The 12,959-nt window shown below is 66.6% G+C and carries 5 protein-coding genes; 2 read left to right on the top strand and 3 right to left on the bottom strand.

Annotation, left to right across the window (positions count from 1 at the left end):
• Window positions 1-79: 79 nt before the first annotated feature.
• Window positions 80-1,006: a DUF5655 domain-containing protein gene (locus tag ACQYWQ_RS17020; RefSeq protein WP_431035600.1), complete on the top strand. Its 927-nt coding sequence runs from the start codon at window positions 80-82 to the stop codon at window positions 1,004-1,006.
• A gap of 93 nt (window positions 1,007-1,099) precedes the next feature.
• On the opposite strand, the gene ACQYWQ_RS17015 is transcribed toward ACQYWQ_RS17020, so the two are convergent.
• From ACQYWQ_RS17015 to ACQYWQ_RS17005, 3 genes are all read right to left on the bottom strand, one after another.
• Window positions 1,100-1,324: a DNA methyltransferase gene (locus ACQYWQ_RS17015; RefSeq protein ID WP_431039224.1), complete on the bottom strand. Its 225-nt coding sequence runs from the start codon at window positions 1,322-1,324 to the stop codon at window positions 1,100-1,102.
• A 105-nt stretch (window positions 1,325-1,429) separates the two neighbouring features.
• Window positions 1,430-2,488 (bottom strand): IS630 family transposase, encoded by a 1,059-nt coding sequence (locus tag ACQYWQ_RS17010; RefSeq protein WP_431039223.1) that lies wholly within the window; start codon window positions 2,486-2,488, stop codon window positions 1,430-1,432.
• A 234-nt stretch (window positions 2,489-2,722) separates the two neighbouring features.
• On the bottom strand, window positions 2,723-5,707 hold the full coding sequence (locus ACQYWQ_RS17005; protein ID WP_431035599.1) for an FG-GAP-like repeat-containing protein: 2,985 nt from the start codon (window positions 5,705-5,707) through the stop codon (window positions 2,723-2,725).
• 529 nt (window positions 5,708-6,236) lie between these two features.
• Here ACQYWQ_RS17005 and ACQYWQ_RS17000 point away from each other — a divergent pair.
• Window positions 6,237-12,431, top strand: a complete 6,195-nt coding sequence (locus ACQYWQ_RS17000; RefSeq protein ID WP_431035598.1) for an RHS repeat-associated core domain-containing protein — start codon at window positions 6,237-6,239, stop codon at window positions 12,429-12,431.
• Window positions 12,432-12,959 lie beyond the last annotated feature (528 nt).

Genomic DNA, 12,959 nt, shown 5'->3' with positions numbered 1-12,959 from the left:
AGCGTCACCTTTATGTGGGGAATACCCGCAGCTCGTCGTTGATTGGTCTTCTTGCGGATATCACGGGAGGAGCTGTTAAGTGGCCGAGCTGAAGGTGTTCCGGCGGGGTGCGGACGGGCGGGACGTTGAGCTGGTGGGTTCGGCGGTGGCGCTGGAGGTGGAGCTTCAGCGGCGGGTCGAGGCGGGCCTGGAGGCGATGCTCGGGGTTCGTTTCCTGGCGTCGGAGTACGCGACAGGGCCGTGGCACCGGGGACGGATCGACACGCTGGGGTTGGACGAGACCGGCGCTCCGGTCGTGATCGAATACAAGAAGGGCTCGGACAGCGGCGTGCTGTCGCAGGCCGTCTCATACATGACGTGGTTGCGCTCGGCGCGGCACGAATTCGCGGCGCTGGTGCGTGGCGTGCTCGGCGAGGAGGCAGCCGAGAGCATCGACTGGTCGCATCCCCGGATGATCTGTATCGCAGCGGCCTTCTCCCACCACGACCGCGTCGCCGTCGACACCGTTCCCGAGCGGATTGACCTCTTGCGCTACCGCGTCTTCGACGGGGACCTGTTGAGCCTGCTGGTGGAGCACTCATCGCCCGGCGTGCCGCACCCCAGTGGGGTTCGGGGCGGAAGAGAGCGAACCGCGGTAGCACCGATGCCGTCCACTGACTCGTTTCCGTCGGCGCGTTGCTCCGCTCCGGCGTGCCTGGAGGACCTGTACGGCGAGCTGGACGAGGCCCTCACGGCGTGGGGCGAGGTCGAGGTCACCCCGCTTCAGCACTACATCGCCTATCGGCGCCTCGTGAACATCGCCTCGGTCCTGTTCCGCCCGGGGCACAAGGTGATCCTCACGTACCTGCGCCTCGACCCCGACACGGTCGAACTGGAGGAGGGCTTCGCGCGCGACATGCGCGGGATCGGGCACCTCGGGACCGGGGACCTGGAGGTCCGCATCGGCTCGCCCGCCACCCTGGAGAAGGCGCAGCCCCTGATACGACGGGCCTTCGAAGCGGCCTGACCTACACGGAAGGGCGGCTGGAGCACCGAACTCCCGGTGCTCCAGTCGCCCTTCGCCGTCTCGGCTCTGCCGGCCCCGGACCGGTTCTCCGGCTCATTCTTCGGGCCCGGCGAGGGTGAAGTCGTCCTGGGTCAGCTCGGCGCGCAGGCGCTGCTCGGCGATGTCGGCGTAGTGGGTGGAGAGTTCGACGCCGAGGAAGTTGCGGCCTTCGCGCAAGGCGGCGACGCCGGTGGAGCCGCTGCCGGTGAAGGGGTCGAGGACCGTGCCGCCCTCGGGGCTGAGCGGGAGGACGAGCTCGCCGAACTGTGGCAGGAGTATGGAACCGGTGAGGTCGACGCGGCGGCCTTCGAGACCGGGCTCGCGGAAATCGTCGCATCCATGGAGCAGTGGTCCTCGGCCCCGGAGAAGCCTGTAGAGGACTTCTCAAGCTGCCTTCGCCGGGTACCGGGTCCAGGCACGGATAGGTGAGTCGGGGGCGAAGGCTGTCTTCGGTTCGGCGCGGGTGTCGCGCCAACGCATGTAGGCGGCGATCGTGGCATTCTGCTCACCGTGGCTGCGGTGGTCGGTGCCGTTGAGAGCGAAGTAGCGCAGAGCGGCGAAGTCGGCCTCGATCCAGTTCAGCCACGACCCGTAGGTTGGCAGGAAGACCAGTTCGATGTCGTTGGCTGTGGCCCAAGCGCGGACGTTCGGGTGCTTGTGCGGGGAGAAGTTGTTCAGCACGACATACAACTTCTCGCCGGGCCAGCGGGCGCGCAGCGCCTTGAGCAGGGACAGCAACTCACGCCACCGCTTGCGCGGCTGGATCCGGTAGTACATCTTGCCGGTGGCCAGGTCGAGGGCGGCGAGCATGTGCATCACCCCGTCGTAGCGGTTGTAGGTGGCCCGCAGGCAGCGCGGTGACCGGAGCGGACGCCATGCCTTGCCCTTGCGGGGCATCAGGTTCAGCGGGCCGAACTCGTCCACGCATACCACCCGGCCATCACTCGGCGGGGTGTCGTACAGGGCCAGGACCCGGCGCATCTTGGCGATGAAATCGCGGTCGTTCGAGGACTTCCAGATCGTGGTCGTCTGCCAGGAGACCTTGCCCTCGCGCAGTATTCGACGCAGCTTCTCGCGGCTGAGCGCAGGGACGACGGCCTGCCTGACCAGATGTTCGGCCAGCTTGGTCAGGCTCAAGGTAGAGAACCCGGTGATGCGCCAGTCGGCGGGGGACGTCAGGGCGATCAGGCAGATATGCTCGCGCACCCTGCTACCGATCGTCCTGGGGCGCCCCCCCGCTCCATTTTGGGTCGAGCGCGTCGAACCCCCGCTCGTTGAAAGCGTGGAGTAGTCGCGCACGTAGTCGGCACTGGCGTCCATCAACGAGGTGATGTCCGGCACCGACTGGCCCTGGGCAGACATCATGACGACGAGCGCCCGCCGTAGCTTCGCCGGGTCCTTGGCCGTTCGGCTGATCAGCTGCAGCCGGCGCCCTTCCTCCATGCTCACCGGCCGGACGAACATTCCAGGACGACGCCCCACCACCACCCTCGCGATCAAGACCTGGAAGCAGCCTGCCCTGCAGCGGACGAAAGATCAATACCCGGCCAGGGATCTGAGCCGAGCCACTAGCTGACATGCGCGTGGGCGGGTTGGTGACGCGATGTGGCCCGGCTGCTCCTTGCTGGGTGCGAGGACAGCCGGGCCCCTTTCGCCGAGTCGGCGTTGCCGTGTGACCTAGCTGATGGCGCGGAACGGCGCGAAGTCCGTAGGCATTTCCTCTGCGGTGCCCTTGCCGGTGGAGGGGTCTCGGTGGCCTATGAGTTTGGTGCTGGAGCCGGTCACCTGGGTGTACCAGAGGTCGAAGGCGCCGCTGTGGTCGGCGTCTCCGGGGGAGGTGAGTAGGGGATTGGCGGTGGTGGTGAGGGTGGTTGGGACCTTCACGCCGTGGGCGAGGTCGGGCAGTCCGTCGTCGCCCGTGCCGGGGTAGATGTAGACCGCGCCGGTGGTGCGGTCGCGGGCGCCGAGGTCGACGTGTCCGTCGCCGTTGGTGTCGCCGGGGGCGAAGAGGTCCGTGTCGGCCCAGGTATTGTCGCCGAGGAGGACGGGGTCGTACTCGGTGTCGAGGCGGTTGTCGTCGGTGGCGTAGTAGAGCCAGAGCTGGTCGCCCTGCTTGACGAGGAGATCGGGGTGCCCTGGCGTGTCCGGGGTTCCGTCGCCGTCGTAGTCGAGGGCGCCGTCGACATCGCCGATGGCGAGGATCTGGTCGGCGTCCTGCCAGTGGTTGTTGTTCTCGTCGTAGACGGTGAGTTCCTGGCGGGCTCCGCCGTCTTCCTCGGTGCAGTCGGTGCAGGCGAAGCCATATCCGTTGTTGGGGTGGATCCACAGACGGTCGGCATCGGCGGTGTCGTCGTGCCGGGCGGCGATGAGGTCTTCGTAGCCGTCGCCGGTCCAGTCACCACGGTGGGTGACGCGCACGCCCTTCCAGTTGGAGTGGGACGCCTCCTTGGCGACGTCCGCCACGGTGCCGTCACCGGCTCCGTACATGCGGTGCAGAACCTCGTCCTTGTCGATGGCCCAGAGGTCGGGGTTGCCGTCGCCGTTGATGTCGCCGGGCTGGTCCGCCTGTTCGAGGCCGAGGACGAAGAAAATGTACGTAGCCGCGTCCGAGACATTGCCAGCCTTGTCGATGCTCTGGGCGTACAGCGTGTGCGTCCCGGCGGCGGTGGGAGTGAGCTTGGCGCTGACCGAGCCCCCTGCGGCGGAGGGCGTCAGAGCGTGCTTCGTGGTGTCGGAGTCGGTCCAGTACTGGTACTTGGCGACGTCCTTCACGCCTCCGCTGGCGATCGTGAAGGTCCCAGGGGTACGGACGCGGCCGGTGGTGGTGGGAACGCCGTCGGAGCTGTCGGGGAAGTCCTTCGAGGAGACGGCGGGCGGTGTGCTGGGGCGGTTGGGGTCGAAGACGAAGCGGCAGCCGGCGGCCCCGAGGGTGGGCGTCCAGTCGGACTTGGCGGTGGCGTCGCTCGCCTGGGCCTTCCAGGAGAAATTGCCGTTCGCGTCGTTCAGGTACTTGCTGAGTGTGGCCTTGGGGACCTTGACCTTCGCGATGGTCCCAGAGGTCACCGAGACGGTCTGGTCGAAGAAGACCTTGCCCTTGTCGTCGTGGTGGCCGGTGGCCCAGAGGTGGAAGCGGGCAGTGACGGTACCGCCGTCCTTGTCGCTGACCTTGGCGGTCAGGGTGACGTCGGTGTTGCCGATGAGGCCGTAGGGCGCCGTGTCACCGCAGCCCTTGCTGTTCTTCGTCGAGGGGATGGTATCCAGTGCGGTGGGGGCGCTCGGCGGTGTGTTGTACGTGGTGGACATGACGGCGGACTTGGCGTCGAACTTCTTCCAGCCGTAGACGTCACTCTCGTTGTCCGCCGACAACTCCAGAGTGATCGAGTTCCACTTGCTGGAAGCCGCGTCCTTGGCGCCCTTGGTGACGTCGAACGCCAGGTTTCCGGCCGGGCAGCTCGAACCCCATCCCTTGGCGTCTGTGACGTCGTCCATCTTCTCCCGGCGCGTGGGACGGTTGTTCCAGGTCGTGGAGGCGCCGATGACGGCAGTGCGCCACAGGTTGACCTTGCGCGCGGTGCACGACCAAGACCACGTGTTCTTGATCCGGAACGTGGACTTGGTGACCTGCTTGTCCGTGCTCCACAGGTTCTTGGTGTTCATCCGGAAGTACGAGCGGGCCAGACCGTTGGTCTCGTCCTCGTAACCGGAGCGCGCCTCGTTGGTCGTCTTGCCCGAGCCGCCCCAGCCGGCGCCGTTGAAGAACGAGCTGTTGGGGTATTTCTTGTACGCGATGGTCCAGGAGTAGCGGGAGCCGTCGACATAGGGGTCGATGTACACCGGGTACTGGGTCTTCTCACCGGTCAGCAGGTCTTGGTCCGGGTGAAGTCGCAGGTTGTCGCCGTCGATGCTCACGGGCATCGCCGCCTCGTTGGCGCCGTGCGGCGGTTCAAACTCACTCGTGTCAGCGGCGGGGCCCGTCTCTTGGGCGGTGCGGGCGGCGAGGGGGGCCGACGCGGTGGTGCTGTCCCACATGCGGGGGGTGGGCGCAGTGAAGACGAGCTGCCCGGCGGGGTTGAGCGCCCTCATGTTGCCGTGCTCGTCGGCCTGGAGTGACACGCCGTCGGACTTGAGGGCGTAGGTGAGGTTCTTGAGTGCGGGGTCGGCGGCCGCCTCGGGCGTCTTGACGACAAGGAGCTGAGCGAAGCCGGTGGCTCCGGCCCGGAGCTTGAGGTCGACGTCGGGAAGTACGTCGGGGTATGTGGCGGTGTCGTCGGCGATCGTCGGCGACGGCAGAGCCGTAGGCCACGTAAAGGTGAGTGTGCGGCCGTCCCGTGTGATCGAGGCCAGCGTACGGTCGCCGCCGCCCCCGAAGCGCATGCCGACACTCGCCGCCTGCGGCTGGATCGCGCCGTCCGCCTCCCGGTGGAGCTGGGTGTCGATGTCGACGAACGCGCCATTCTGCCGTGTCCACCGGGCGACGGCGTACCGGTCCTCGGTGAACGTTCCGTCAGGGTTGGCGAACACCTGGGACGTCTCGGTCCTGCGCGCGAGCACCTCCACCGAGTCACCGCTGTCGGCTGCCTGCTGGGCCGCCTCGGCCTCCGGGCTGGCTGCGAGGCTCGACCCCGGAGGGGCGGCTGCGGCGGTCGCCGGAATGGCCGCCACGGTGAGGGCTGATGTTGCAACGAGGGGCAGGAGAAGGCGAGTTGCGCATCTGCTTCGCCTCCAAAGAATTCTCCTCATTACTTCTCCTATACACGGTCTTCACGAATGCGATCGCGGCGGACTTTACCTCTTTGGCGCGAGAGGGGTGCGACCTGGCCCGCCGCGTGGCAGAGCTTCTTACGCATTTCCGTCCACTTTATGCGGTTTTTCACTGTACATATCGCCCAAAATCCAGATGGACTTCCCGTGTTGCTATGCCGCGAGGAATAGCGGCATTTACGTCATTCCAAGTGTGGGTGGGCAAAATTGGATGAAGATACGGCTCCATCTTTCGCGAAGCCCTTTACTGTTGCTAAATTTTCCGACTGCATATTGTGAAGAGAAAGGGTGTGTTGTGCTCGAAAAGCGAAGAGCCGCGCGAGGCGGAGGGCGTCGCCATGAGGCGGCCTCGGGAAGGCGCCTACGCCGGGTCAGGTGGGTGGCCGGTGGCCTTGCTGGTCTGCTGGGAGCGGGGCTCATCGGAGGGCCGGTGGCTGAGGCGGCCGGACTAGATCTGGTGGACCTTGTGCGGCAGAAACCCGTACCGACCTCTGACGCGAAGAGGCAGGGTCTGCACGTCAAGGACGAGACGCAGGGGCGTGCGTGGAAGGCCCCGAAGGTTGCCTGGCCGAAGGCCGGTGTCGCGCCCGTGACGTTGCCCGAGACAGCACGGGCACGGGTGAAGGCCGATGGTCTGCCGGTCGGGATCCAACGCGCCACGGCGAAGGCGGGGCCGAGCAAAGCTGATGTCCAGCTCCTGGACCGCGAGACGTCGCGTCGCATGGGCATCGAGGGGATGGTCCTCGCCGTGCGCCCGACCGCGGGCACGGCGGGCAAGGCTGACGTGCAGGTGGATTACAGCGCGATCCGTGGAGCGTACGGAGCCGACTGGGCTTCCCGGCTGACGCTGAAGCGGCTGCCCGACTGCGCGCTCGACGCACCGGGTTCCGCCCACTGCGGCACGGGGGAAACACTCGCCTCGGTCGTGAACGACACTGCCGCCGGCACTGTCTCCGGCGTCGTCGCTCTGGGCAAAGCCAGTGCGCACGCGCAGTCCGACCCTGTCGAAGCCGCGCCGTCCACGGCGCGCTCGGCGACGGGTCTTTCGGCGGCGAGCGGTACGGTCCTGCTGGCCGCCACGGCGTCTGCGTCGGGTGCTTCCGGTGACTTCGGTGCCACGTCGCTGGCGCCTTCGTCGAACTGGTCTGCCGGTGGTTCCAACGGTGGTTTCTCGTGGTCGTACGACATTGACACCCCAGCGGTCCCGGGCGGGGTCGAGCCCGAACTTTCGCTCGGGTACAACTCGCAGTCGGTGGACGGGCGTACGGCGGCGACGAACAACCAGGCGAACTGGATCGGTGACGGCTGGTCGATGGAGCCGGGCTACATCGAGCGCCGGTACACCTCCTGCTCGGACGACGTGAAGGACGGCAACGGCACCGACAAGAGCGGTGACCAGTGCTGGAAGTCGGACAACGCGGTCCTGAACCTGGGTGGTCAGTCGAACGTGCTCGTCAAGGACGACGCGAGCGGTGAGTGGCACCTGGAGAGCGACGACGGCACGAAGGTCGTCAAGCTCAGCAGCACGGAGCGGGGCAACGGCGACAACGACGGCGAGTACTGGCGGGTGACCACGCCGGACGGTACGCGCTACTACTTCGGCTACAACCGCCTGCCCGGCTGGAGCACCGGCAAGCCCGAGACGAACTCGACGTGGAACGCGCCGGTGTTCGGCAACCAGAAGGGCGAGCCCTGCCACGCGGACGCGTACAAGGACTCGTGGTGCCAGCAGGCGTGGCGGTGGAACCTGGACTACGTCGTGGACCCGCACGACGACGCGATGGCCTACTACTGGCAGAAGGAGTCCAACTTCTACGGTCGTAACGTCAACCCGGACACGGGTGCCTCGACGGCGACGACGTACGACCGGGGCGGGTGGCTCGACCACGTCGACTACGGGCTGCGCTCCGACACGGTCTACAGCAAGAAGGCCGCGGCGAAGGTCGCGTTCACGATGTCGGAGCGGTGCCTGAGCGACTGCGGCACGTTCGATTCGGCGCATGCGAAGAACTGGCCGGACGTCCCGTTCGACCGGTACTGCAAGAGCGGAGAGGAGTGCAAGGACCGGTACTCGCCGTCCTTCTGGACCCGCAAGCGGCTCACGAAGATCGACACCTCGGTCCTCGTCGACGACGCCTACAAGCCGGTCGACTCCTGGGTGCTCACGCACCAGTTCCCCTCGACCGGGGACGGCTCGTCTCCCGCGCTGTGGCTCGCGTCGATCGAGCGCACCGGGCACACCGGTACGGGCGATGTGACATTGCCGAAGGTGACGTTCAAGGGGCAGCAGCTCGCCAACCGCGTCGAGGGCGCCACCACCGGCGGCCGCCCCGACCCCGTACCGCCGCTGGTGCGTTACCGCGTCTACGCGGTGAACACCGAGTCCGGTTCGACTCTCGGTGTCACGTACTCGGCCCCTGACTGCAAGCCGGGCGACATGCCCAAGCCGGAGTCGAACAATCGGCGCTGCTACCCGGTGATCTGGTCCCCGCCGGATTCTCCGGGCGCGGAGTACGAGCCGTACCTGGACTGGTTCCACTCCTATGTGGTCACCCAGGTCTTGGAGAGCGACAACACCGGTGGTGCTCCGGTCAAGGAGACGGACTACAGCTACCTGGACGGGATGGGCTGGGCGAAGGAGGAGGCCGACGAGTTCACGAAGGCCAAGCACCTCACCTACGGCGACCGCAAGGGCTACGGCCGTGTCCAGGTCCGTACCGGCGCGCCGGCCGAGGGCAAGCAGACCCTGACCGAGTACCGCTACTTCCGCGGCATCAAGGACGCCAAGGTCACCGACCACGAAGGCACCGCGATCACCGACCACCCGGCCTTCGCCGGCATGACCCGCGAGGAAGCCACCTACAGCCAGGACGGCGGCACCCTCGAATCCACCACAAGCTTCACCCCGTGGCACTCGGCGGCCACGGCCACCCACACGCGTGATGGGCTGCCCACGCAGTACGCCTACGCGACCGGCGGCGCCACCGAAATCGCCCGCACCTCGCTGGGCGAGGGCAAGTGGCGCACGACACGCACCGAGCGCACCTTCGACGACAACGGCCAGCCGCTGAGCGAGTCGGAGCTGGGCGACACCGCGAAGAGTGGCGACGAGGAGTGCACCACGACCTCGTACGCCAAGAACGCCGATGCGAACATCTTGACGCTGGTCAAGGAGATCAAGACCACCGCTAAGGCGTGCGGCGAGTTCACGTCCTTGCCCGACGACCTGATATCCGTCGAGCGGCACTACTACGACGGCGCCACCAGCCTCGACACCGCACCCACCAAGGGTGACGTGACGCGCCTGGACGAGCAGGACGACAAGGGCACCGGCTACCTCACCACCGCCACCCACACCTACGACCAGCACGGCCGCGAGCTGACCGAGACCGACGCGGACGGCAAGACCAGCAAGACCGCCTACACCCCGGCCACCGTCGCCGCCCCGGCCAAGGTCACCGAGACGAACGCGCTCGGACACGCCACCACGACCGAGTACGACCCCACCAGGGGCCTGGCCACCGGCATTGTGGACCCCAACGGCAAGCGCGCGGACGCCGAGTACGACGGCCTCGGCCGCACCCTGCGCACCTGGACCCCGGCCTGGCCCAAGAGCGCGCACGCCACCCAGCCGGCCCAGGAGTTCGCGTACACCGTCTCCACCACGGCCGCGAACACGGTCGCGACCAAGTCGCTCCAGTACGACGGCTCCTACGTCACCACCTACGAGATCCTCGACGGCCTGCTCCGTAGCCGCGAGACCCAAGTTCCCGCGTACGGGACGAAGAACCGACTGATCACCGAGACGCTCTACGACACCCGCGGCAACGCGTACAAGACCTACGACTCCTACTACGCGGACGGTGTCCCCTCGGCCACGCTGACCACCACGTCGGACAACAAGGTCCCGTCCATGACGGAGAACCTGTACGACGGGCAGAACCGCGTCACCGACTCCATCTCGCGCAAGTACGGCGACGAGACCTGGCGCACCCGCACCGAGTACGCCGGCGACCGCACAACGGTCATCCCGCCGGCGGGCGGCAAGGCGACCACGACGGTCACCGACGCGCTGGGGCGCACGAGTGAGCTGTACGAGTACACGAACGCGGCCCGTACGGCCTCGCAGAAGACCTCGTACACGTACGGCAAGTGGGACGAGCCGCTCAAGGTCACCGACCCAGCGGGCAACACCTGGACCCACACCTTCGACGCACGCGGCCAGGAGATCCGCACCGACGACCCCGACAAGGGCACGACGACGACCGGCTACGACAAGCTCGGCCGCGCCACGACGATCACCGACGCCCGCGGCGTCACACTGACCACCAGCTACGACGCCCTCGGCCGCGAGACATCGGTCAAGAAGGGCTCCACGACCCTGACCAGCCGCGTGTGGGACACGGTCGCCAAGGGCCAGCCCACCTCCAGCACCCGCATCGTGGACGGCAAGGAATACACGAACGCGACCACCGCGTACAACGACGACTACCAGCCCACCGCCAGCACCGTCACCATCCCCGAGCAGGCGGGAGCAGTCACGGGCACCTACGACTGGACGTTCGGGTACAACAAGTACACCGGACAGCAGGAATGGGTGAAGCAGCCCGCCGTCGGCAACCTGCCCAGCGAACGTGTCACCAGCGTCTACGGGGAGGGCAACCTGCCCTTCAAGACGACGGCGGGTTCCCTCGTTCTGGTGAACGACACCACACGCGACGCATGGGCCCGGCCAACCCGGCTCGAATTCGGGCCACTGGGCAAGAAGCTGTACCGGACCCGGGTCTACGACGAGCAGACCGGGCGCCTCACCCGTCAGATCACCGACCGCGACCTCGCCCCGCAGCGCGTGGACGACTCGTCGTGGACATATGACGACGCAGGGAACATCACCTCCCTCACGACCGCGTCCGGGCAGGACACGGCCCGCACGGTCGACACGCAGTGCTACACCCAGGACGCCCTCGGTCAACTGACCGAGGCGTGGACCGCCACAAAGGACTGCACTGCCAAGCCGTCGTCGACCACGGTCGGCGGTCCTTCCCCGTACTGGCAGAGCTTCACCTACGACGCCGTGGGCAACCGCACCGAGCAGGTGGACCACCAGCGCGGAGCCACCACCACCTACACCCAGCCCGAGCCGGGCAAGGCCCTGCCGCACGCCGTCCAGACCGCCACCGTCAAGGGCGGCACGGACGACGGCCACAAGGACACCTTCGAATACGACGACGCGGGCAACACCACCACCCGCAACCTCGGCACCCGCTCACAGTCCCTCGTCTGGGACGACGAGCAGCACCTGAAGTCCTTGACCGAGAACGGCAAGAGCACCGACTACGTCTACGACGCCGACGGCTCACGCCTTCTCACGCACCAGGCGGACGGCAGCACCACCCTGAGCCTGCCCGGCGGCAACGAACTCACCATCACCGCCACCGGTACCAAGGACGCCACCCGCTACTACACCCACGACGGCGAAACCATCGCCGTGCGGACCGGCAAGGGCTTCAGCTACCTCATCAACGACCACCAGGGCACCGCGCTGACCGCCGTCACCGCCGGAACCCTCCTCATCACCCGCCGCCGCCAACTCCCCTTCGGCCAGTCCCGCTCCGAGGACTCCGAAACCATCCCCGGCACCCGCGGCTTCGTCGGCGGCACCGACGACCCCACCGGACTCATCCACCTCGGCGCCCGCGAATACGACCCCACCCTCGGCCGCTTCCTCTCCGTCGACCCCATCATCGACGAAACCGACCCGGCCCAGATGAACGCCTACTCCTACGCCCACAACAACCCCATCACCCAAGCCGACCCCGACGGGCTGCGCCCCGACGGCCCCGCGGGCGGCGCCACCTACAACGACGACCGCTGGGCGGCCGACCGCGGCATGACCGCCGGCTACACCCAGAAAAACGGCAAATGGGTCTGGAACCAGACTCCCAAGAAGGACAAGGAATCCCGGAATAAGTACGCCGCCTACAAGGCAAGCCCCAGCACGTACAAGGTCTTCCACTATGACGCCAAGAAGGCGGCAAAGGCAGAGGCCCAGGCTAAGAAACGGGCAGAGAAAAGAAAAGCAGAAGCAAAGCGTCGCGACGCGATAGAGCGGCGACGCTCTATGAGTCGTGCAGATAAGATCGCAAACGGGATAGGGAAATACCTCTATAAAGCCATGGAGGTAGCGGACAGCATCGGGGGGGTTCGGAAAATTACAAAAATGACAGGATATGACCAAACTCGCGGATTCTGTGGAAATGGTGCAGCGAGCGCCGGGATTGCCGGGACGATGGGCCTATGTTTCTCCGTTATGCGAACACCCGACGGAATGTATCACCCCGCCATTTCGGGATCCTTCGGATTCGGCATCGGTTCACCCGGCGTCTCAGGTTCGGTAGACAATACGTACAGTAATGCCGATTCTTACGAGCAGGTTAAGGGGTGGGGAACCAACGTGGAAGTAAGCGCGGGTGCGCCGATCAGCGGCCACGCAGGATGGTCAACAGGCGGGGCCAGGAATTCAAAGGGGGATCTCGTGGGTGAGGTTTCCGCCGGTGTTGGCGCTGAAGTCCTACCCTTTGAGATCAACGGCGGCCCAAGCTATACCTGGGTGAAGAGCTGGTGAGTGGTTCAGGCACCGGACGAGAGGAATATTCGATATGAGCTCCCTGGCCGAAGGGACCGTGGTCGCCCTGATTGCAGGGCCCGTGGCAATGCTTTGCGGCCTTGGCCTACTTCGCTCCGCCAAGAGGAACACAAATACGCTCGCCAACTGGTCGCGTGAGCAGTATGGTCTCCAACCGACGAATCCTGCCGCAGCGCGTGCCATTACCTTCGCTGTTGGTGCGCTCTTCACGCTGGGCGGTGGGATAATCCTCCTAGTAGGGGTTCTCGGCCTGGTCCTCTGAGTTTCCGGGGAATCCGGACCCACCGAAGGGTGGCCAACCGCATCAGCTGCGATACGGTTGGCCACCGACGTGGGTGGCGGCTGTCCTCGCCGTGCTCGGCGCGGGGGTCGTCCGCAGCCCTGTGAGGTCGCGGACGATATCCTCGGCGCACACCCCCAGTGACCGGCCGGCGGCGCGCTCGCCGAGACGCTGGACCGAGGTGTCGAGGAGGCCCCGGCCTGGAGCAGCCACAGCTCGTCACCGAG

Source organism: Streptomyces sp. P6-2-1 (assembly GCF_050613165.1).
In the GTDB taxonomy this organism is placed as follows: Bacteria; Actinomycetota; Actinomycetes; order Streptomycetales; family Streptomycetaceae; genus Streptomyces.
The sequence above is the reverse complement of the archived record's forward strand: the minus strand, read 5'-3'. Positions and strand labels throughout refer to the sequence as shown.